Annotated in this window: 22 protein-coding genes; 19 read left to right on the forward strand and 3 right to left on the reverse strand. The window is 75.0% G+C overall.

Annotated elements, in window-relative coordinates; translation table 11 throughout:
* Window positions 1-34 precede the first annotated feature (34 nt).
* The 8 genes from folP (at window position 35) to V1L54_RS24810 (ending at window position 6,219) form a co-directional block, all read left to right on the forward strand.
* Complete coding sequence (gene folP, locus V1L54_RS24775) at window positions 35-910, forward strand: dihydropteroate synthase (protein WP_330120335.1); 876 nt, start codon at window positions 35-37, stop codon at window positions 908-910.
* A 174-nt stretch (window positions 911-1,084) separates the two neighbouring features.
* The gene (locus tag V1L54_RS24780; RefSeq protein WP_330120336.1) at window positions 1,085-1,585 is read left to right on the forward strand and encodes a nuclear transport factor 2 family protein; all 501 of its coding nucleotides are present in this window, start codon (window positions 1,085-1,087) and stop codon (window positions 1,583-1,585) included.
* Between the two features lie 87 nt (window positions 1,586-1,672).
* Entirely contained in the window at window positions 1,673-2,032 is a 360-nt protein-coding gene (folB, locus tag V1L54_RS24785; RefSeq protein ID WP_330120337.1) for a dihydroneopterin aldolase, read from the forward strand.
* Complete coding sequence (gene folK, locus V1L54_RS24790) at window positions 2,029-2,625, forward strand: 2-amino-4-hydroxy-6-hydroxymethyldihydropteridine diphosphokinase (protein WP_330120338.1); 597 nt, start codon at window positions 2,029-2,031, stop codon at window positions 2,623-2,625. Before folB ends, folK begins: the two co-directional genes overlap by 4 nt.
* A gap of 66 nt (window positions 2,626-2,691) precedes the next feature.
* A complete protein-coding gene (locus tag V1L54_RS24795) occupies window positions 2,692-3,177 on the forward strand; it encodes a DUF3180 family protein (protein ID WP_330120339.1) in 486 nt (161 codons plus the stop codon).
* Window positions 3,178-3,238: 61 nt separating this feature from the next.
* Window positions 3,239-3,862, forward strand: a complete 624-nt coding sequence (locus V1L54_RS24800; protein ID WP_330120340.1) for a class I SAM-dependent methyltransferase — start codon at window positions 3,239-3,241, stop codon at window positions 3,860-3,862.
* A 62-nt stretch (window positions 3,863-3,924) separates the two neighbouring features.
* On the forward strand, window positions 3,925-5,067 hold the full coding sequence (locus V1L54_RS24805; RefSeq protein WP_330120341.1) for a hypothetical protein: 1,143 nt from the start codon (window positions 3,925-3,927) through the stop codon (window positions 5,065-5,067).
* 123 nt (window positions 5,068-5,190) lie between these two features.
* A complete protein-coding gene (locus V1L54_RS24810; protein WP_330120342.1) occupies window positions 5,191-6,219 on the forward strand; it encodes a hypothetical protein in 1,029 nt (342 codons plus the stop codon).
* Window positions 6,220-6,245: 26 nt separating this feature from the next.
* Here V1L54_RS24810 and V1L54_RS24815 read toward each other — a convergent pair whose 3' ends face one another.
* Window positions 6,246-7,565 (reverse strand): PH domain-containing protein, encoded by a 1,320-nt coding sequence (locus V1L54_RS24815; protein ID WP_330120343.1) that lies wholly within the window; start codon window positions 7,563-7,565, stop codon window positions 6,246-6,248.
* Complete coding sequence (locus V1L54_RS24820) at window positions 7,565-8,131, reverse strand: PH domain-containing protein (protein WP_330120344.1); 567 nt, start codon at window positions 8,129-8,131, stop codon at window positions 7,565-7,567. Before V1L54_RS24820 ends, V1L54_RS24815 begins: the two co-directional genes overlap by 1 nt.
* A gap of 69 nt (window positions 8,132-8,200) precedes the next feature.
* Here V1L54_RS24820 and V1L54_RS24825 point away from each other — a divergent pair, with 69 nt between their 5' ends.
* Genes V1L54_RS24825 through V1L54_RS24840 form a run of 4 tightly spaced genes read left to right on the forward strand, consistent with a single transcriptional unit; the run spans window position 8,201 to window position 12,395 of the window.
* Window positions 8,201-9,370: an NADH-quinone oxidoreductase subunit D gene (locus V1L54_RS24825; protein WP_330120345.1), complete on the forward strand. Its 1,170-nt coding sequence runs from the start codon at window positions 8,201-8,203 to the stop codon at window positions 9,368-9,370.
* Window positions 9,367-10,416 (forward strand): SAM-dependent methyltransferase, encoded by a 1,050-nt coding sequence (locus V1L54_RS24830; protein ID WP_330120346.1) that lies wholly within the window; start codon window positions 9,367-9,369, stop codon window positions 10,414-10,416. The genes V1L54_RS24825 and V1L54_RS24830 overlap by 4 nt, the downstream gene beginning before the upstream one ends.
* A 36-nt stretch (window positions 10,417-10,452) precedes the next feature.
* Window positions 10,453-11,673 carry a sensor histidine kinase gene (locus tag V1L54_RS24835; protein ID WP_330120347.1) on the forward strand — a complete coding sequence of 407 codons (1,221 nt, stop codon included), beginning with the start codon at window positions 10,453-10,455 and terminating at the stop codon, window positions 11,671-11,673.
* Window positions 11,674-11,702: 29 nt separating this feature from the next.
* Window positions 11,703-12,395 carry a response regulator gene (locus V1L54_RS24840; RefSeq protein ID WP_330120348.1) on the forward strand — a complete coding sequence of 231 codons (693 nt, stop codon included), beginning with the start codon at window positions 11,703-11,705 and terminating at the stop codon, window positions 12,393-12,395.
* Window positions 12,396-13,171: 776 nt separating this feature from the next.
* On the opposite strand, the gene V1L54_RS24845 is transcribed toward V1L54_RS24840, so the two are convergent.
* Window positions 13,172-14,356 carry a threonine aldolase family protein gene (locus V1L54_RS24845; RefSeq protein ID WP_330120349.1) on the reverse strand — a complete coding sequence of 395 codons (1,185 nt, stop codon included), beginning with the start codon at window positions 14,354-14,356 and terminating at the stop codon, window positions 13,172-13,174.
* A 137-nt stretch (window positions 14,357-14,493) separates the two neighbouring features.
* On the opposite strand from V1L54_RS24845, the gene V1L54_RS24850 reads away from it, so the two are divergent.
* The 7 genes from V1L54_RS24850 (at window position 14,494) to V1L54_RS24880 (ending at window position 20,770) form a co-directional block, all read left to right on the forward strand.
* Window positions 14,494-15,405: a Rossmann-like and DUF2520 domain-containing protein gene (locus tag V1L54_RS24850; protein ID WP_330120350.1), complete on the forward strand. Its 912-nt coding sequence runs from the start codon at window positions 14,494-14,496 to the stop codon at window positions 15,403-15,405.
* 11 nt (window positions 15,406-15,416) lie between these two features.
* A complete protein-coding gene (gene panC, locus V1L54_RS24855) occupies window positions 15,417-16,343 on the forward strand; it encodes a pantoate--beta-alanine ligase (protein WP_330120351.1) in 927 nt (308 codons plus the stop codon).
* Entirely contained in the window at window positions 16,340-18,049 is a 1,710-nt protein-coding gene (locus tag V1L54_RS24860; RefSeq protein WP_330120352.1) for an L-aspartate oxidase, read from the forward strand. The genes panC and V1L54_RS24860 overlap by 4 nt, the downstream gene beginning before the upstream one ends.
* The gene (nadC, locus tag V1L54_RS24865) at window positions 18,046-19,095 is read left to right on the forward strand and encodes a carboxylating nicotinate-nucleotide diphosphorylase (RefSeq protein ID WP_330120353.1); all 1,050 of its coding nucleotides are present in this window, start codon (window positions 18,046-18,048) and stop codon (window positions 19,093-19,095) included. The genes V1L54_RS24860 and nadC overlap by 4 nt, the downstream gene beginning before the upstream one ends.
* Window positions 19,095-19,892 carry a type III pantothenate kinase gene (locus V1L54_RS24870; protein ID WP_330120354.1) on the forward strand — a complete coding sequence of 266 codons (798 nt, stop codon included), beginning with the start codon at window positions 19,095-19,097 and terminating at the stop codon, window positions 19,890-19,892. Before nadC ends, V1L54_RS24870 begins: the two co-directional genes overlap by 1 nt.
* Window positions 19,893-20,032: 140 nt before the next feature.
* Window positions 20,033-20,533, forward strand: a complete 501-nt coding sequence (locus V1L54_RS24875; protein ID WP_330120355.1) for a hypothetical protein — start codon at window positions 20,033-20,035, stop codon at window positions 20,531-20,533.
* Window positions 20,534-20,587: 54 nt separating this feature from the next.
* Window positions 20,588-20,770, forward strand: coding sequence for a hypothetical protein (locus tag V1L54_RS24880; protein ID WP_330120356.1), 183 nt, complete (start codon window positions 20,588-20,590; stop codon window positions 20,768-20,770).
* Window positions 20,771-20,807: the final 37 nt, after the last annotated feature.

Raw genomic sequence — 20,807 nt, forward strand, 5'->3', positions numbered from 1 at the left:
GGACGCCGCGGGGCGAGCGCCTAGGCTGGACCACATGAGTACCTTGCGCGCCTCACGCGGGGAAGTGGCCGGACTGCCGTCCTGGGACCGCTGTGCGGTCATGGGGGTGGTGAACGTCACGCCGGACTCCTTCTCCGACGGCGGTCGCTGGTTCGACGCCGGGGCCGCGGTCAAGCGCGGACTGGAACTGGTCGCGCAGGGCGCGGACCTGGTCGACGTGGGCGGCGAGTCCACCCGGCCGGGCGCCACCCGGGTGGACGAGGCCGAGGAACTGCGCCGGGTGATCCCCGTCGTACGGGAACTGGTCCAGGAAGGCGTGGTGGTCAGCGTGGACACCATGCGCGCCGGGGTCGCCGAGCGGGCTGTGGCGGCCGGCGCCCGGCTGGTCAACGACGTCAGCGGCGGCCGGGCGGACCCGCGCATGGTGCCGGTGGTGGCCGGGGCCGGGGTGCCCTACGTGGTGATGCACTGGCGCGGCCAGAGCGTCGACATGAACGACCGGGCCGTCTACACCGACACCGTCACCGAGGTGATCGGTGAACTGCGCGCCAGTCTGGAGCAGGCGGTGGCGGGCGGCATCGCGCCCGAGCGGATCGTCGTCGATCCCGGACTGGGTTTCGCCAAGCAGGCCCCGCACGATCTGGCGCTGGTGGACGCCACCGCCCGGCTCCGCCGGGAACTGGGACGGCCGGTGCTGGTCGCCGCCTCCCGCAAACGGTTCCTCGGCCGGGTGCTGGCCGGAGCGGGGGGCACCGTACCGCCGGCCCGGGAGCGGGACGCGGCCACGGCCGCGGTCTCGGCGATCGCCGCCCGCGAGGGCGCCTGGGCGGTACGGGTGCACGAGGTGCGCGCCAGCGCGGACGCGGTCCGGGTGGCCCGGGCGCTGGAGACGGCGGGGGAGGCGCTGTGAGCGTCGCACGCGCGGCTGCCGGGCCGCACATCGCCACGCTGCCGGGCGGTTGCCGCGGGGGCGGAGAAGCTCACCGGGAGGCGCTGTGAGCGTCGCACGCGCGGCTGCCGGGCCGCACATCGCCACGCTGCCGGGCGGTTGCCGCGGGGGCGGAGAAGCTCACCGGGAGGCGCTGTGAGCGGAGAGGCCCGCACGGACGTCGAGGCCGTCGAGGCGGCGAACGCGGCACTGTACGAGGCGGTCGAGCGCGGCGACATCGACGCCCTGGCCGACTACTGGCTGAACGACGACGTCAGCGTCGTCCACCCCGGGTGGCCGGTGCTCAACGGGCGCGACGAGGTGATGCGCTCGTACGCGCTGATCATGGCGAACACCGAGTACATCCAGTTCTTCCTGACCGACGTCGAGGTCTCCGTGCTGGGTGACACCGCCGTGGTGACCTGCACCGAGAACATCCTCAGCGGCGGCCCCGCCGAGGCGGACGGCTCGGCCGGCCCGCTGATCGGCGGTCTGGTGGTCGCCACGAACGTCTTCCGCAGGGACGAGGACGGCCGGTGGCGGGTCTGGGCGCACCACGGCTCCCCGATCCTGGTCGAGGAGGACGACGAGGACGAGGACGGCGACGGCATCGGCGGCGTGGACGGCATGGATCCGGAGGGCGGGACACTGCTCTGACGGCCCCGTCTGAGAGAGTGGCCCCAGCGGTGGCACGGGGTGGCAGACCCACCGCGTCCGCCGGCCGACCGACGGGGAGTGAAACGGGTGGATCGCGTCACACTGCACGGGCTGCGGGTCCGCGGGCATCACGGAGTGTTCCAGCGGGAACGGGAGCAGGGCCAGACCTTCGTGGTGGACCTGGCCCTGGGCCTGGACACCCGGTCCGCCGCGGCCGGTGACGACCTCACCAGGACGGTCCACTACGGCGTCGTGGCGGAGGAGGTCGCCGCGGTCGTCGGAGGCGAGCCGGTCGACCTGATCGAGACCCTCGCCCAGCGGATCGCCGACCAGTGCCTGACACACGAGGCGGTGCAGGAGGTGGAGGTCGTCGTCCACAAGCCGGAAGCCCCGATCACCGTCCCGTTCGACGATGTGACCATCACCATCAAGCGGAGCCGTGTATGACGCCGAACAGCGACCCGACCGTGCAGCCGGTGCCCGCCTCCGTGGTGCGCCAGGTCGACGCCGCCGACATGACCCTGCACAACCCCAAGCGCGCCGTCCTCTCCATCGGCGGCAACCTGGGCAACCGGCTGGAGACCCTGCAGGGCGCCGTCGACGCGCTGGAGGAGACCCCGGGGGTGCGGGTCAAGGAGGTCTCGCCGGTGTACGAGACCGAGCCCTGGGGAGTGGAACCGGGCACCCAGCCCGCGTACTTCAACGCCGTCGTCCTGCTGAAGACGACCCTGCCGCCCGCCTCGCTGCTGGAGCGGGCCCACGCCATCGAGGAGGCCTACGCGCGGGTGCGCGACGAGCACTGGGGGCCGCGGACGATCGACGTGGACATCGTCGTCTACCAGGACGCCGTCTCCGACGACCCCGTGCTGACCCTCCCCCACCCGCGCTGCCACGAGCGGGCCTTCGTCCTGGCACCGTGGCACGATGTGGACCCGGACGCCGAGGTTCCGGGGCGCGGTCCGGTGGCGGAACTGCTCGACACGGTCGGCCGGGAGGGCATCACCCGCCGGGACGACCTGGAACTGCGACTGCCCGAGTGACCACGGCGGCGCCACCGGGCACCGCCGCCTCTCAACCGCCGCCTCTCAGACGACGTGGGGAGTTCCGTGAGGGAACTACGTATCAGGACGCTGGCCGGCCTCTTCGTACTCGCCCTGGTGCTGTCCTGGGCGGGCACCGGGATGTGGGACGGGCTGGGCACACCACCGGCCGTGCCGGTCGCGGCCCCGGTCGTGCTCGCGCTGATCGCCGCCGTCCTGGCCGCCACCGCCCTGTCGCTCCGCGCCCGGCTGCGCGCCCAGCGCGAGCGGCAGCCCGGTGCGAAGGGCGTGGAGCCGATCATGGCGGCCCGCGCCGTCGTCCTCGGCCAGGCCAGCGCCCTGGTGGCGGCCCTGGCGGCGGGCGCGTACGGCGGCGCCGGCCTCCACCTGCTCCTCAACGCCATGGACGTGCCCGCCCGCCGCGACCAGGTGGTCTACGCCGGTCTGGCGGTGCTGGCGGGCGCCGCGGTGGTGGCGGCGGGCATCTTCCTGCAGCGGGTGTGCAGGCTCCCGGAGGACGACGACGAGCCGCCGACGGCGGCAACGGCCTGACCAGGCCCGCACGGCGGACGGCGGCTACCGGTCCAGACCTGTCGGCGGTTATCGTCACGGAATGGAGGAGATCCCGAGCCCGCCCGACCTGAAGGCCGACGTCCATCCCAGCCGCCGTTTCCAGGAGCGTCTGCTGAGGGATCCCGAGGACCACGAAGCGTGGCTGGGCCTGCGGCTCTCGTACGAGCGGATGGCCGAGGAGTGGCGGTCCTGGACCGACGGGCAGTACGGCTACGACCTTCCCGTGCGTGAGGGACTGCGCCGTGCCCGGCCCGCCCGGTGGGCGGTGGAGATCTGCTGCGGTACCGGTGAGGCGACGGCCGCCGTAGCCGAGACCGTTCCCACCGTGGTCGCGTGTGATCTGAGCCCGGAGATGATACGGCGGCGCGTGGAGGTGCCCAGGGTGTGCTGGGCGGTGGCCGACGTACGGGCACTACCCTTGGCGACGGCGCGGGTTCCCTTGGTAGTGTCGCTCAACGGGGTGTTCAACCCCGCCGAGATCGCGCGGGTCGTCGAACCCGGCGGGCAGCTCCTGTGGTGCACCTCGTTCCGTTCGGGGACGCCGCTGTACGTCCTGCCGGACCGGATGCGGAGGCTGCTGGGCAGGGGATGGGCCGTCGAGGGCGGCCAGGCCGGACACGGCGAGTGGACACTGTTCACGGCTCCGGGCGCGCAGACGGCCTGATGGCGCACGGCCCGTCCGCGGTCCGATCGGCGGACGACGGGGATGTGCAGGGGGCGGCTGTCATGCAGGTGGTACTCATCGCGCCTTTTCTCATGCGCTTCCGGTTATGCGCGAACACCTTCGGGGGCGAGGTCGGCAGGGCGTTGAAGGAGGCCGTCACCGAGACGGTGCCCGATTTCTCACCACAGGTCGACACACCGGACTCCCAGTTGCTGTTCGACCACCACATGTCCACCGGCGGATCCCGGCTCAGCGGCGAGAAGACCGTCGGCACGGTCCGCCTCGCGGGCATCGGACCGCTGCGGTGCCGCTTCGGGCCCAACGGTTACTGCTACGTCATGCTGACGATCCAGGTCCCGGACCGGAATGCCATGCACCGCCGCGAAAGTGAACTGGTGGAGAATCTCAACCCGCATGTCGCCCGCTGGACCGACGGCGTCTCGGAACGGATGCTCGCCCGCGGGCTGGTCGATCCGGTGGGCGAGGCGGCGATGGAACCCGGACGGCTGCTGTGGTGGCACCGGGTGCTGGTGGACCCGCCGCGGGACCAGGAGCCGGGCGCGACCCGGGTCTACGGCGTGGAGCGCAGGATCCACGATGACGCGCTGCTGCGCTTCGGGGACGGCTTCACGACCCTGGAGCGGCTGCCGGGCCACCGGATCCGCGAGGTGCTGGAGGGCGTGATGGCGGCCACCACCGAATGGATCGCGGTGGACGAGGCCAACCGGCTGGTGTCGGCCCGGATGCTGCAGCTCAACGACACCCGCTGGAACCGGGTGGCGGAGGTCGACCGGCAGTTCACCGCCTCCCTCAAACTCAGCAAGGATCTGGCGCTGCGCGACATGGTGCGGCTGGAGGAGAGCCGCTACACCGTGAACGCGGGCGCGGTGGTGATGGACGCGGCGATGGAGCGCTGGGCGATGGAACGCGAGCGCGGTGTGCTGGAGGTCCAGCTCCAGTCGTTGCGCGACATCCTCGACTTCCATCGCAGCATGACGCAGTACCGGCGGGACGAGCGCCGCAACCGGCTGCTGTTCGTCTTCACGGCCATCGCCCTGTTCCAGTCGGTCCTGGTCTGGTACGACTTCGCCCACGAGGGCAACAACACCCTCGGGCCGGCGATGCGGCTGGCCGTGGTCAGCGTCATCGCCGTGCTCACCGTGGTCGTGGTGGTCTCGGCCCTGGTGGTCCGGCGCCGAGACTGATCGTTCCCGTCACGGGAACGGGACGGCGGTTTCTGACGGGGTGTGGGGATCGGGGGACACGCGAGATAACGAATGGGGAGGGACGGTGCCTCAATGGGCGGCACCCACGGTAAATTCCAGGCCATGCCACGAGGACGCCACCGCCAAGCACCTCCCCTGCACCGGATGCTCGCGCCGTCCGCCGTGGCGGGCGCCGCACTCTTCTGCGCGCTCGTGGCCTGGCTGGTGGGTGATGTCGGCGCCCCGGGAGTGGTGGCGCTGCGCGTGCTCACCACCGGAGCGGCGCTGGCCGCCGTCGCCGGGGCCGTGCTGCTGCGCCACTGGGACCGGGAGGCCGGCCGGCGGGTGGCCGAGGTGCGGGCCGCCCGGGCCACGGCCGAGTGGCGGGCCGAGGAGCGGCAGGCGGAGCTGGAGACCGAGCTGGAGGAGGCCGCCGAGCTCCGCAGGAAGGTGGAGATCACGCTCCGGGAGAAGCAGGCCGAGCTGACCCGGCTGCGGACCGAGCACGCCGCGCTGCTGCGCCGGTACGCCACCGCCGAGACCGAGCGCGCCAGCGCGCTGGAGGGGCGGCGGCAGCTCGCCCTGGAGGCCGCCGGGCAGGTCAAGGAGCTCACCACCGGGGCGGCCGACCACCGCCGGGCCTCGGGCGCGCCCACCCCGCTGACCTATCTCCAGGCGAGCGAGGCCCTGGCCCGGCTGCGGACGAACGCCGTGCTCCAGGAGGAGCAGCAGGAGAAGGCACAGCGGGAGCGGGAGGACGCCGAGCGGAAGGCGGCGGAGGAGCGGGAGCCGGCCGTGCCGCCGCCGGGACGGGAGCCGTATCCGAGCCGGAGCGGCAGCCAGACGCCCAAGCGCGGCGGCTTCGACTTCTTCGGCACCGGCGGCGCCCCGCGGCGGCGCAGAGGGTCCGGGGGGCCGCGGCCGCCCGCCGAGTCCCCGTCCGACCGGGACGAGGAGGGCGACCGGGCGGCCGGGACCCCTCCCGGACCGGAGTCCGGGGCTTCCGCCGCGGGCGAGGTCATCCGTCCGGGTGCGGCCGGCACCGCGGAATCCGGCGCGGCCGGTCCGGACGGCGAGGACGCCGGGAGCTCCGCCGGGGAACAGGAGAAGGACTCCGGGGAGCCGAGCCAGCCGAGCCGCGCCCGCGCCTGACCCGCCCGACCCCGCGCCCGCCGCCGCTACCGCGTCAGCCAGCGCTCCGGACGTGCCGTGCGGCGCCCGGTGCGGGAGCGCTCCGCCTGGGCCTCGACCACCGCGCGGGCCTCGTCGGCGTCCCGCAGCCGGGCCGCCACCGCGCCGTTCGCGCCGTGGTCGACCTGGACGTTCGCCAGCCCCAGCCGCCTCTCCCACGGTCCCTGGTTCATCCGGACGCTCTGCACCTTCGCGTGCGGCACCATCTCCAGCCTGCGGCACAGCAGCCCGCGGCGGGTCGCGAAGACCGACCCCGTCACCCCGTGCCCGTACCCCCGCCACCACAGCGGCACCACCCAGCGGGCCCGGCGCGGCACCGGGGCCAGGGCCGCCTCCGCCTCGGCCGGGTCGACCTCGGGGAGCACCCGCCCCAGCACGCCCCGGGCGGTCTCCCGGGTGGCGACCGGCAGCAGGACGCCGCCCTCGTTGCCCCCGGCCGCGACGTCCAGCTCGACCCGCACCCAGCCGCGCCGCCGCCACAGCAGCGGCTCGACGATCCGCACCGCCTGGATCCGGCCCGGCGGGACGGTGGCGTGCGCGCGGTCCAGCAGCCCGTGGTCGAGCCGCACCCCGTCCGGGGACTCGGCCACCACCCAGTCGAACTCGGTCATGAAACGGCCCGCGCTGGTCCGCCACACCCCGCCGATCAGCGGTACCGCGATCGCCACGGCGGGCCAGACGCTGCCGAGCAGCAGCCCGAACAGCAGCGGGAAGAAGAGCGCCGCGGCCAGCGCCGCCCAGCCGCTGCCGAGCAGCAGCAGGGAGCCGAGCAGCATCCCCGTGTCGACCCGGACCAGCTCCCGGGCGGGCGCCTCGCCCACCCCGGGCGCGTCCTCGGGCGCCATGCCCGCCGCCCGCGCCAGCAACTCGGCGCGGAGCGCCACCGCGTCGGACTCGCCGAGGAAGGCCAGCTCGTCCTTCTTCTCCGCGCCGACCACGTCCAGTTTGAGCTTGGCGACCCCGGCGATCCGGGCCAGCAGGGGCCGGCCGACGTCGATCGCCTGGATGCGGTCCAGCCGGATGTGCGCCGCGCGCCGGAAGAACAGGCCGGTACGGATGCGCAGTTCGGTGTCGGTCACCAGATAGCTCGTCATCCACCAGGACAGGAAGCCGTACGCCGCCGCCACCAGCAGCACCACCGCCAGCGCGGCCAGCAGCCAGACGGGTGTCAGGGACTCCACGCCCCGCCGGGCCCGCTCCGGGTCCTGCACGGCGAAGGCCAGCAGCGCCGCCACCGGCGCCCAGGCCCGCCGCCACGGCGTGACCGGGTGCAGCCGCCTGCCCTCGGGACGTTCCAGCAGCGCCATCACAGCCCCGCGGACCGGGCTTCGCCCAGCTCGGTGAGACGCTCCCGCAGCCGCTCGGCCTCCTTCGGCGTCAGACCGGGGATGTGCGCGTCGGTGGTCGCCGCGGCGGTGTGCAACTGCAGCCGGGCCAGCCCGAAGTGCCGCTCCAGCGGCCCGGAGGTGACCTCCACCAGCTGCATCCGGCCGTACGGCACGACGGTCAGCTCGCGCCAGATCACCCCGCGGCTGATCAGCAGCTCGTCGGCGCGCTCGGCGTACCGCCAGGACGCCCAGTTGCGGGCGAGGGCCCGCCAGCCCCAGGCCGCCGCCGCCAGCGGCACCAGCGCGGCGGCCGCCCAGCCCGGCCCGGCCAGCGGATACAGGAGCAGGCCCAGCACCGCGGCGAGCGGGAGGAGCACGGCGGCCAGCACCGTCCTGCGCATCCGCAGCAGCCCCCGCTCCACACCGCGCCACGACTCGTCCCCGGTGGTGCGCTCCGCCGTGCCCGCCGGCTCGGGCCGCTCGGCCGTCCCCGGCGGTCGCGGTGGCTGCGGCGGCTGCGGTGGTCCTCCGGCTGGCTGGCTCATACCGGCAAGAGTAGGCGGGAGCGGTGGCCGGCGGCGCGGGGCGTCGCGCACTGCTGCCAGACTGGGACCATGACCCAGCCCGGCACGGCCACCGAGCACACCGAGACGACCGTCGGCGTCGGAGGCGCGGCGGAGAGCACCGACATGGTGCTCAACATCGGTCCCCAGCACCCCTCCACCCACGGCGTGCTGCGGCTGCGGCTCGTCCTGGACGGCGAGCGGATCACCGCCGCCGAGCCGGTGATCGGCTACATGCACCGCGGCGCCGAGAAGCTCTTCGAGGCGCGCGACTACCGGCAGATCATCGTGCTGGCCAACCGCCACGACTGGCTGTCGGCGTTCTCCAACGAGCTCGGCGTCGTCCTGGCCGTCGAGCGGATGCTCGGCATGGAGGTGCCCGTCCGCGCGGTGTGGGCGCGGACCCTGCTGGCGGAGCTCAACCGGGTCCTCAACCACCTGATGTTCCTCGGTTCCTACCCCCTGGAACTGGGCGCGATCACACCGATGTTCCACGCCTTCACCGAGCGCGAGGCGCTCCAGCGCGTCCTGGAGGAGGTCTCCGGCGGGCGCATCCACTACATGTTCAACCGGGTCGGCGGCCTCAAGGAGGACCTCCCGGCCGGCTGGCTCGGCCGCACCCGGCAGGCCGTCGCCGAGGTCCGCGCGAAGACGGACGTCTACGACCGGCTCGTCCTGGGCAACGAGATCTTCCGCGGCCGCACCCGCGGGGTGGGCGTCCTGGACGCGGCCACCGTCCACGCCTACGGCGTCAGCGGCCCCCTCGCCCGCGCCTCCGGGGTGGACTTCGACCTGCGCCGCGACGAGCCGTACCTGGCCTACGGGGAGCTGGCGGACGTCCTGACGGTCGTCACCCGGTCCGAGGGCGACTGCCTGGCCCGCTTCGAGGTGCTGCTGGAGCAGACCCATAACTCCCTCGACCTCGCCGACGCCTGCCTGGACCGCCTCGCCGAACTGCCGCCCGGCCCGGTCAACCAGCGGCTGCCCAAGGTGCTGAAGGCCCCCGAGGGCGCCACCTACGCCTGGACGGAGAACCCCCTCGGCCTCAACGGCTACTACCTGGTCTCGAAGGGGGAGAAGACCCCGTACCGGCTCAAGCTCCGCTCGGCCTCGTACAACAACGTCCAGGTGCTGTCCGAACTGCTGCCCGGCACGCTGGTGGCCGACATGGTGGCGATCCTGGGCTCGATGTTCTTCGTCGTCGGCGACATCGACAAGTGACCGGCGAGCGGAGGCCGGGACCACGGCGCTGGCGGGAGGCCGCCGAGGAGGCCCTCTACGGGCCGGAGGGGTTCTTCGTGCGGCAGGCGCCCGCCGCCCACTTCCGCACCTCGGTGCACGCCTCGCCGCTGTTCGCGCACGCGGTGGCCGAACTGCTGCGGCGCGTGGACGAGGTGCTGGGGCACCCCGCCGAGCTGGCGCTGATCGACTACGGCGCGGGCCGCGGCGAACTGCTGACCGGCGTGCTGGCCGCGCTGCCCGGCGAACTGGCCCCCCGAGTGCGCGCCCACGCCGTCGAACGCGCCCCCCGCCCCGCCGGACTGGACCCGGCGATCGGCTGGTCCGCCGAACCACCGCACCGCGCGGCCGGGCTGCTGTTCGCCAACGAGTGGCTGGACGACGTGCCCGTGGACGTCGCCGAGACCGACGGCGACGGCGTACCGCGCTACGTCCTGGTGGACGGCGACGGCACCGAGCACCCGGGCGAACCGGTGACCGGCGCGGACGCGCGGTGGCTGGCCCGCTGGTGGCCGCTGCCGCCCGGGCCGGGCCACCGCGCGGAGATCGGCCGCCCCCGCGACGAGGCGTGGGCGGCGGCCGTGTCCCGCCTGGAGAGCGGTCTGGCCGTCGCCGTGGACTACGCCCACACCCGCGCCGCCCGCCCGCCGCTGGGCACCCTCACCGGCTACCGCGACGGCCGCGAGGTGCCGCCCGTCCCCGACGGCGACCGCGACCTGACCGCCCATGTCGCCCTCGACGCCTGCGCGGCGGCCGTCCACACGCCGCCGGACCACGGACCGGCCCTGCTGCTCCCCCAGCGCGAGGCGCTGCGCGCCCTGGGCGTGCGCGGCGACCGCCCGCCCCTCGCCCTGGCCTCGACGGACCCGGCCGCGTACGTGCGGCTGCTCGGCCGCGCGGGCGAGGCCGCCGAGCTGACCGATCCCGCGGGCCTGGGCGGTTTCACCTGGCTGCTCCAGCCGCGCCGGGCACCGCTGCCTCCACCCTGGGGAGTAGGCGGAACGGACGGGGATCGCCCGCCGGGTTGACTCCCGCCCGTGCCGCGTCTGCCTACGCTGGGTGATGTGTACCGGGTATACGAGTTCATACGCAGGCATCCCACCTGGGTCGACAGTCTGTGGGCCCTGGTCCTGCTGGCGATGTCCGCCGGATGGCTCGTCTCGGTCATAGCGGCGCCGGAGCCGCCGGTGAAGCAGAGCGAGGTACAGCTGATCGCCTCCGTGCCGATCGTCCTCGCCCTGTGCACGGCGGTGGCCCTGCGGCGCCGCGCGCCCGAGCGGATGCTGCTGCTGACCGCCGGGACGGGGATGGCCGAGGTGGTGACCGGCGCGTTCCCGGTGCCGGCCAACTTCGCCATGCTGGTGATCGTCTTCACCAACGCCTCCCGGGGCAGGCGCTGGGCCTCCCGGCTGGCCCTCGCCGGTGCCCTGGTCGCGCCCACGATCTCCGCGCTCCGCTGGCCCGACGAGAAGCAGTCGATCGCCGCGGAGATCGTCGGCACCGTCTTCCTGACCGCCACCTTCGTGCTGGCCTGGGTGCTCGGCGACTCGATGCGCACCCGGCGGGCGTACTACGCGCAGCTCGAGGAACGTGCCGCCCGGCTGGAGAAGGAGCGCGAGGCGCAGGCGAAGGTGGCCGTCGCCGCCGAGCGCGCCCGTATCGCACGGGAGCTGCACGACGTGGTCGCGCACAACGTCTCGGTGATGGTCGTCCAGGCCGACGGCGCCGCCTACGTCCTGGACAACGCGCCCGACCAGGCCAGGAAGGCGCTGGAGACCATCTCCGGCACCGGCCGCCAGGCGCTGTCGGAGATGCGGCGGCTGCTGGGCGTGCTGCGCACCGGGGAACAGGCCGAGGGCGGGGAGTACGTGCCGCAGCCCGGGATCGAGCAGCTCACCGAGCTCGTCGACCAGGTGCGCGGCACGGGCCTGCCGGTGGACTTCCGCGTCGAGGGCACCCCGCGCCCGCTGCCCAGCAGCATCGGGCTGACCGCGTACCGCATCGTGCAGGAGGCGCTGACCAACACCCGCAAGCACGGTGGGCCGGACGTCGGCGCGACCGTCCGGCTGACCTACGGCGCCGACGACCTGACCCTGCTCGCCGAGGACGACGGCCGCGGCGCGCAGCGGGAGCTGTACGAGGTCGGCGGCCTGGACGGGCTGGGCCAGGGGCTGATCGGGATGCGCGAGCGCGTCGGCATGGTCGGCGGCAGCCTGGACGCCGGGCCGCGGCCCGGTGGCGGCTTCCGGATCAGCGCGGTGCTGCCGCTGAAGAGCACGATGTGAACCGCGCGACCACAGGAGAGGGACCTGCCATGACCATCCGGGTGATGCTCGTCGACGACCAGGCGCTGCTGCGCACCGGCTTCCGCATGGTGCTGGACGCCCAGCCCGACATGACGGTCGTCGCCGAGGCCTCGGACGGTGCCGAGGCCCTGGAGAGGCTGCGCGCCACCGCCGTGGACGTGGTGCTGATGGACGTGCGGATGCCCCGCCTGGACGGCGTCGAGGCCACCCGCCGCATCCGTGAGCGGGGCGAGGGCGGCCCCGGAAACCCCAGGGTGCTGATCCTGACCACCTTCGACCTCGACGAGTACGCCTTCTCCGCGCTGCGGGCCGGGGCGAGCGGCTTCCTGCTCAAGGACGTGCCGCCGGGTGAACTGCTGGGCGCGATCCGCGCGGTCCACAGCGGGGACGCGGTGGTCGCCCCGTCCACCACCCGCCGCCTCATCGACCACTTCGCCACCCTGCTGCCCGCCGCCGGGGAGCGGCCGCGGGCCGGGGGGCTGGAGCGGCTGACGGACCGGGAGCGCGAGGTGCTGCTGCTGGTGGCGCAGGGGCTGTCCAACGGCGAGATCGCCGCGCGGCTGGTGCTCTCGGAGGCCACCGTCAAGACGCATGTGGGCCGGGTCCTCGGCAAGCTGGAGCTGCGCGACCGGGTGCAGGCGGTGGTGCTGGCGTACGAGACGGGGCTGGTGCGGGCGGGGGGCGGCCCTGCCACGGGGTGAGGGTGCGGTTGCCGTGCCCGGGCTGCGCCCGGGGTGCGGGTGGGGTGCGTGCTGGGGTCGGGGCCAGTCCGGGGCGACCATTCCGGACGGCATGATTTACGGCCGTTGCCGTAGCACGTGCCGTGGCTCTCTCATTGGCCGCAAATCACGCTTGAGTGTCCGGAACGGTCGCCCCTCCCCGTCCCCTCCCCGCCGTCGCCGGGTGCGCCCCGTCGTGCCTGCGGTCCTCCACGCCCACCCACCCCATACGTCGTGTGACGCCCCTGGCCGTGGCCGGACGGCCACTCGCTCCTGGTGGCGAGGGTGACCAGGACGTGCCGCGGTGCGGGCCGGGTTGCCGGCCGTGCGCCCGCACCTGTGAGGGCGGCCGGTGCGCTGCTCGTCCCGGTGTGCGGGGGTGTCCCCTGGCGGAGCCGGGGCGACCTGCGGGCACGTCCGACCGCCCGGTCCGTGCCGATCCCCGATCCGGGCGACCATCTCGGGAGCGGGATCGGCCCGGGGAGGTATGTGACGCGGTCCGCGATCGGGCGACCGTGTCGGGAGTGGGGCTGGTCTGGAGCGCAGGGGAATCGGACCGGTAGTCGGGCGACGGCGGGAGGGGACGGGGAGGGGCGGCCGTTCCGGACACTCAAGCGTGATTTGCGGCCAGTGAGAGAGTGACAAAACGTGGCACGATCACGGCCGTAAATCATGCCGTCCGGAATGGTCGCCCCGGACTGGCCCCGACCCCCGCACGCACAGAACCCGCACCCCCCGGTGCCCGCCCAGGGCACACCTCACCCCGTGGCGGGCACCCGGGCCAGAAACGCGGACAGTGCCTCGCGGACGTCCGCCGGACGCCAGCCCAGACCGGGCGCGCCCACCGTCACCTCGGCCATCGCCGTCCCGGGCGGCCCCGGCGCCCCCCACCACCGGAACAGCACCGTCCCGTCCTCCTCCGCCTGCCGCACACCCGCCTCGGTCAGCTCCTCGGCGCCGTACGGCAGCCACACCTGGAACTGGTGGGTGTGCGGCTCCTCCGGATGGATCCGGAACCACGGCACCCCGGCCGCGGCCAGCCCCTCCCGCAGGGCGCCCGCGACCGTCCGTGCGTGGGCGACGTACTCCGGCAGCCGGGGCAGCTCCCGCTCCAGCCCCACCAGCGCGGACAACGCGGCGGGCCACTGCTGGAAGAGCTGCCCGCCGTAGCGGTGCCGCCAGGCGCGCGCCTCCTCCACCAGGTCGGGCGGACCGGCCAGGGCGGCGCCGGAGAGCCCGCCGAGGGACTTGTAGTACGAGACGTACACGGTGTCGGCCAGGGCGGCGATCTCGGTGAGCGGGCGCCCGAAGTGCTCGGTGCACTCCCACAGCCGGGCCCCGTCGAGGTGCACCACCGCGTCCCGTTCCCGGGCCGCGGTGACGGTCTCCACCAGCTCCTCCCAGGTGGGCAGCACGAAGCCCGCGTCACGCAGCGGCAGTTCCAGCAGCAGTGTGCCGAACGGCTCGGGGAGCTCCCGTATCTCGTCGGCGGTGGGCATGCGCGGCTCGGCGGTCGGGTGCACGGTGTGCAGCCCGGCGAGCCGTACCAGCGCTCCCCGTTCGTGGCGCTCGGGGTGCGACATCGGGTGCAGGGCGACGACGGGGCTGCCGGTGCGGTCCGCCCAGCAGCGCAGGGCGATCTGCTGGGCCATGGTGCCGGTGGGGAAGAACGCGGCGGCCCCGGTGCCCAGCAGGGCGGCGGTGCGCTCCTCCAGCGCGGTGACGACGCCGTCCCCGTACAGGTCGGGGCGGCCCGCCAGGTCCCAGACCCCGGCGCCCACCTCGGCGAGCCGGGCCAGCCACCCGGCGAGCGTCCCGCCGGCGGGGCCGTCGGCCAGTCTGCGCGGCGCGCGGTTCCACGCCGCGAACCGCCGCTCCCGCGCGGCGTCCTCGCCGGTGCCGCCGGGTGCTTCCTCGTTCGTTCTGTCCGGATCCGGGGTCATGGGCCGATCATCGCCCACCGGGACCGCACCGGGTACGGCCGTACCGCCTCCGGAACGGCGACCCCGTACGTCCGCGTAGCATGGCAGCAATCGTCCGGTACCGGATCCGTCGGACTGGAACGGAAGGCCCATCTCACGTGAACCAACACTCCTCGGGTGCCGCCGGGGACCGTCCCGCGCGCCTGACCGTCGGCGTCGTCGGCGCGGGCCGCGTCGGCCCCGCCCTGGCCGCCGCGCTCGGGCTGGCCGGCCACCGCCCGGTGGCCGCCTCGGGCGTCTCCGACGCCTCCCGCCGCCGGGCCGCGGCCCTGCTGCCGGGGGTGCCGCTGGTGGAGCCCGCCGAGGTGCTGGCCCGCGCCGAGCTCGTCCTGCTCACCGTCCCCGACGACGCCCTGCCCGCTCTGGTCGCGGGCCTGGCCGGGACCGGCGCGGTACGGCGCGGCCAGTTGCTGGCGCACGCCTCGGGCCGCTACGGCACCGCCGTGCTGGACCCGGCGACCCGGGCCGGCGCCCTGCCGCTGGCGCTGCACCCGGTGATGACGTTCACCGGCACGCCCGTGGACGTCTCCCGGCTGGCGGGCTGCCCGTTCGGGGTCACCGCGCCCGAGGAGCTGCGGCTGGCCGCCGAGGCGCTGGTCATCGAGATGGGCGGGGAACCCGAGTGGATCGCCGAGGAGGCCCGGCCGCTGTACCACGCGGCCCTGGCCGTCGGCGCCAACCACCTGGTCACCCTGGTCGCGCAGGCCATGGACCTGCTGCGCGCGGCCGGGGTCGCCGCCCCCGACCGGATGCTCGGCCCGCTGCTCGGCGCGGCCCTGGACAACGCGCTGCGCTCCGGCGACGCCGCGCTGACCGGCCCGGTCGCCCGGGGCGACGCGGGGACGGTCGCCGCCCATGTCGCCGAACTGCGCCGCCACGCCCCGCAGGCGGTGGCGGGCTATCTGGCCATGGCCCGCACCACCGCGGACCGGGCCCTGGCCAACGGCCTGCTCAGGCCGGAGCTGGCCGAGGACCTGCTGGAGGTCCTCTCCGACGGGGGGAACCGGTGACCGGAGGGACCGTGGAACGAGAGGGCCGGGCCGTGCCCGTACCGCGCACCGCCGCCGAGCTGCGCGCCCTGCCGCGCGCCGGGCGGCGGGCGGTGGTGATGACGATGGGTGCCCTGCACGAGGGGCACGCCGCCCTGATCCGTGCCGCCCGCGCGGCGGCCGGGCCGGACGGGCAGGTGGTGGTCACCGTGTTCGTCAACCCGCTGCAGTTCGGCCCGGACGAGGACCTGGACCGCTATCCGCGCACCCTGGACGCGGATCTGGTGGTGGCCGCCGGGGCGGGCGCCGACGCGGTCTTCGCGCCGCCGGTCGCGGAGGTCTACCCGGGCGGGGAGCCCGAGGTGCGGGTCAGCGCCGGCCCGATGGGGGAGCGGCTGGAGGGCGCCCACCGTCCCGGCCACTTCGACGGCGTGCTCACCGTCGTCGCCAAACTCCTCCACCTCACCGCCCCCGACGTGGCGCTGTACGGGGAGAAGGACGCCCAGCAGCTCGCCCTGATCACCCGCATGGTCCGTGATCTGAACTTCCCCGTGGAGATCGTGGGCGTGCCCACCGTGCGCGAGCCCGACGGGCTGGCGCTGTCCAGCCGCAACCGCTACCTGTCGGCGGCCGGGCGCACCACGGCCCTGGCCCTGTCCCGCGCCCTGTCCGCCGGGCGCGAGGCGCTCGCCGCCGGCGGCGGACCGCGCGAGGTGCGCGCCGCGGCCGGGGCGGTGCTGGACGGGGCCCGGTCGGCCGACCCGCCGCTGGAGACCGACTACCTGGCGCTGGTGGACCCGGACGGCTTCACCCCGGTGCCGGAGGAACCCGGCGCCTACGAGGGCGAGGCCGTGCTCGCCGTGGCGGCACGGGTGGGCACCACCCGGCTGATCGACAACGTCCGGCTGCGCCTGGGGCCTCCTGCCGGAGGAACCGGAGAAAGCGGAGGAGCCCGGTGAACGACTTCGCGGACTCGGCGGCCGGCCTGCGGCTGACGGCACCGCCCGCCGGCTGGGCGATCGAGGCGGACGTGGTGGTGGTCGGCTCCGGGGTGGCCGGGCTGACGGCCGCCCTGCGCTGCGCCGCCGCCGGGCGGCGGACGGTGATCGTCACCAAGGCCCGGCTGGACGCCGGCTCCACCCGCTGGGCACAGGGCGGGATCGCCGCCGCGCTGGGCGAGGGCGACACCCCGGAGCAGCACCTGGACGACACCCTGGTCGCGGGCGCGGGCCTGTGCGACGAGGCGGCGGTGCGGACCCTGGTCACCGAGGGCCCGGACGCGGTGCGGCGGCTGATCGGCGCCGGGGCGCGGTTCGACACCGGGGCGTCCGGGGAGATCGCGCTGACCCGCGAGGGCGGCCACCACCGGCGCCGTATCGCCCACGCGGGCGGTGACGCGACCGGTGCGGAGATATCCCGGGCGCTGGTCGCGGCGGTACGGGAGGCCGGCATCGAGACGGTGGAGAACGCCCTCGTCCTGGACCTGCTCAAGGACGGGCGCGGGCACGCCGCGGGCGTCTCCCTGCATGTGATGGGCGAGGGACGGCACGACGGCGTGGGCGCCGTGCACGCCCCGGCGGTGGTGCTGGCCACCGGCGGCATGGGGCAGGTGTTCTCCGCGACCACCAACCCGGCCGTCTCCACCGGCGACGGCGTCGCCCTGGCGCTGCGGGCCGGGGCGGAGGTCTCCGACCTGGAGTTCGTCCAGTTCCATCCGACGGTGCTCTTCCTGGGCGCGGGCAGCGAGGGCCAGCAGCCGCTGGTGTCGGAGGCGGTGCGCGGCGAGGGCGCGCACCTGGTGGACGCGGACGGGACGCGTTTCATGCTCGGGCGGCACGAGCTGGCCGAGCTGGCGCCGCGCGACATCGTCGCCAAGGCCATCATGCGGCGGATGCGCGAGCGGGACGCCGACTGCATGTACCTGGACGCCCGGCACTTCGGGGCACGGATGTGGGCGGAACGTTTCCCCACCATCCTCGCCGCCTGCCGCGCCCACGGCATCGACCCGGTCACCGAGCCGGTCCCGGTGGCGCCCGCCGCGCACTACGCCTCCGGCGGGGTCCGCACCGACCTGGCGGGCCGTACCACCGTGCCGGGCCTGTACGCCTGCGGCGAGGTCGCCTGCACCGGGGTGCACGGCGCCAACCGGCTGGCCTCCAACTCCCTGCTGGAGGGCCTGGTGTTCGCCGAGCGGATCGCCGCCGGCATCGCCCGCGCCCCGCGCCGCGCCGCCGCGCCCGCGGCCGGTGCCGGTGCCGGGCGGACGGTCCCGCTGCCGCCGCCCGAGGCGCGGTACGCGATCCAGCGCACCATGACCGCCGGCGCCGGAGTGCTGCGCTCCGCCGGCAGCCTGGCGCGGGCCGACGCGGAACTGGCGGCGCTCTGCGCGGCGTCCGACGGGGTGGGCAAGCCCGCCGAACCCGGCGTCGAGGCCTGGGAGACGGCCAACCTGCACCTCGTCGCCCGGGTCCTGGTCACCGCCGCCCTGCGCCGCACCGAGACCCGGGGCTGCCACTGGCGCGAGGACCACCCCGATCGCGACGACGAGGCCTGGCGCCGGCATCTGGTGGTCGCTCTGCGCCCCACCGCCGAGGGCTCTACGCTCGTCGTCCGTACGACCGACTCGACCGCCTTTCCACCGGTCGCCCCCGAGGAGAAGCCGTGACCCCCACACCCGACGAACTACCGCTGCTCCAGATCGGCCGCCACCGCCCGGACGAGGCGGTGAACGGTGCGGCGGGCGGCTGCGGGGACGCCTGCGGCTGCGGGGCCGGCGACGGCGACGAGTTCGGCCTCGACCCCCTGGAGTGCGGTCTGGACCCGGACCTGGCGCGGCTGCTGGCGGACGCGGGCCTGGACCCGGTGCAGGTCGAGGACGTCGCGCATCTGGCGATCGAGGAGGACCTCGACCACGGCGTGGACGTCACCACCGTCGCGACCATCCCCGAGGAGGCCGTCTCCACCGGCGACTTCACCGCCCGTCAGGCGGGCACCGTCGCGGGGCTGCGGGTCGCCGAGGCGATCCTGTCGGTGGTGTGCACCGAGGAGTTCGAGGTCGAGCGGCACGCCGAGGACGGCGACCGGGTGGCGCCCGGCCAGAAGCTGCTGTCGGTGCGCACCCGCACCCGCGATCTGCTCACCGCCGAGCGCAGCGCCCTCAACCTGCTGTGCCGCCTGTCGGGCATCGCCACCGCCACCCGGGCGTGGGCCGACGAGCTGGAGGGCACCGGCGCCCGGGTCCGCGACACCCGCAAGACGACCCCGGGGCTGCGCGCCCTGGAGAAGTACGCGGTGCGCTGCGGCGGCGGGCTCAACCACCGGATGTCGCTGTCGGACGCCGCGCTGGTCAAGGACAACCACGTGGTGGCGGCGGGCGGTGTGGCGGAGGCGTTCCGCCGGGTCCGCGCGGAGTTCCCCGGAGTGCCGATCGAGGTGGAGGTGGACCGGCTGGACCAGCTCGAACCCGTCCTGGCCGAAGGCGTGGAACTGATCCTGCTGGACAACTTCACCCCGGAGGAGACCGCCGAGGCGGTGAAGCTGGTCGCCGGGCGGGCGCGGCTGGAGTCCTCCGGCCGGCTCACCCTGGACAACGCCCGCGCGTACGCCGCCACCGGTGTGGACTACCTGGCGGTGGGCGCGCTCACCCACTCCTCGCCGATCCTCGACATCGGCCTGGACCTGCGTAACGAGACGGGGGAGGAGGGGAGCTGATGCTGCTCACGATCGACGTCGGCAACACGCACACCGTCCTCGGACTGTTCGACGGCGACGAGATCGTCGAGCACTGGCGGATCTCCACCGACCCCCGGCGCACCGCCGACGAGTGGGCCGTCCTGCTCCAGGGCCTGATGGGGATGCATCCGCTGCTGGGGGTGGAGCTGGGCGACGGCATCGACGGCATCTGCGTCTGCTCGACCGTCCCCTCGGTCCTGCACGAGCTGCGCGAGGTGACCCGCCGCCACTACGGGGACATCCCGTCCGTCCTCGTCGAGCCGGGCACCAGGACGGGGGTGCCCGTCCTGATGGACAACCCCAAGGAGGTCGGCGCGGACCGCATCGTCAACGCGGTGGCCGCGGTCGAGCTGTACGGCGGCCCGAGCATCGTCGTGGACTTCGGCACGGCCACCACCTTCGACGCGGTCTCCGCACGGGGCGAGTACGCCGGCGGCGTCATCGCGCCGGGCATCGAGATCTCGGTCGAGGCCCTCGGGGTGCGCGGCGCGCAGCTCCGCAAGATCGAGCTGGCCCGGCCGCGCAGCGTCATCGGCAAGAACACCGTGGAGGCCATGCAGTCCGGCATCCTCTACGGCTTCGCCGGACAGGTGGACGGCGTGGTGGAGCGGATGGCCCGGGAGCTGGCGGACGACCCGGAGGACGTGACCGTCATCGCGACCGGCGGACTGGCCCCGATGGTGCTGGGCGAGGCCGCGGCCATCGACGAGCACGAGCCGTGGCTGACGCTGATCGGCCTGCGGCTGGTCTACGAGCGGAACCGGGCCCGGAGCTGACGTCCCGGCGTTCCGGGCGAGGGCGGGACGGGGGCGGGACAGGGCGCGGCATACGGCCGTATGCCGGGTGTTCCGGGTGGTTTTCCGGCCTTTCGCGTCGTGTGCCGGGTTCTGCGGTTTTCCTGACGTACCGTCACCGTATGCCCATGCCATACGGTTGCCGAGGCGCCCTGGTCATCAGCGCCGAGGAGCTGCGGGTGCTCGAAGGCGCCCTCGCGTTCGCCCTCCGGTCCGCCGGCGCCCCGGCGCCGCACGCGCCGCGTCCCGGCGCCGTACGGCCCGAGGCGGCGCGGGAGTACCGGCGGCTGGCGGGGGCCCTGGCGGAGGCGGCCCGGGAGGCGCGGCGGCTGCGGGCGTTCCTGCTGGCCGACCTGGACCGCCACCGGGCGGCGCTGCCGGGCGCGGTGGCCGGCTATCTGGCACTCCTGGAGGAGGCCCTGGCGCTGGACTGCGTGCCGCGCCGGGCCGATCTGGAGGCGCTGCGCGGGCTGTGCGCCGAGCCGGCCGGGGCGGCGGAGGAGGAGCGCCGTGCCGGGCTGCTGCGCCGCTGTGAGCGGGCGGTGGCCGCCCGGTCCGCCCGGGCCCGTCCGGCGTCCGTGCCGCGCCCGTCCGCACCGCCGCGGCGGTCCCTGCCGGTCTGACGTCCGGGGGTGCCGGTTAGGCTGGAAGGCCCGGACCGAAGGAGGCTGACCGGCATGGAGTACATCGCCGCACTCACCCCGTCCGCGGTGATGGCCGTGGCCTTCACCGCGCTCATCGTGACGATCGTCAAGAACCAGGGCGGCGCCAACAAGGCCAAGGAGGACGCCGCCGTGGACGCGATGGCGCGGGCCGAGGCCGCGCGGGGCGCGTCGCCCGACGGCGGCGAGGAGCGCTAGACGGCGGCAGCCGCGGCCGGCGGGAGGCGTGCGCCGC

This window comes from Streptomyces rubellus (assembly GCF_036323805.1).
Taxonomy (GTDB): Bacteria; Actinomycetota; Actinomycetes; order Streptomycetales; family Streptomycetaceae; genus Streptomyces.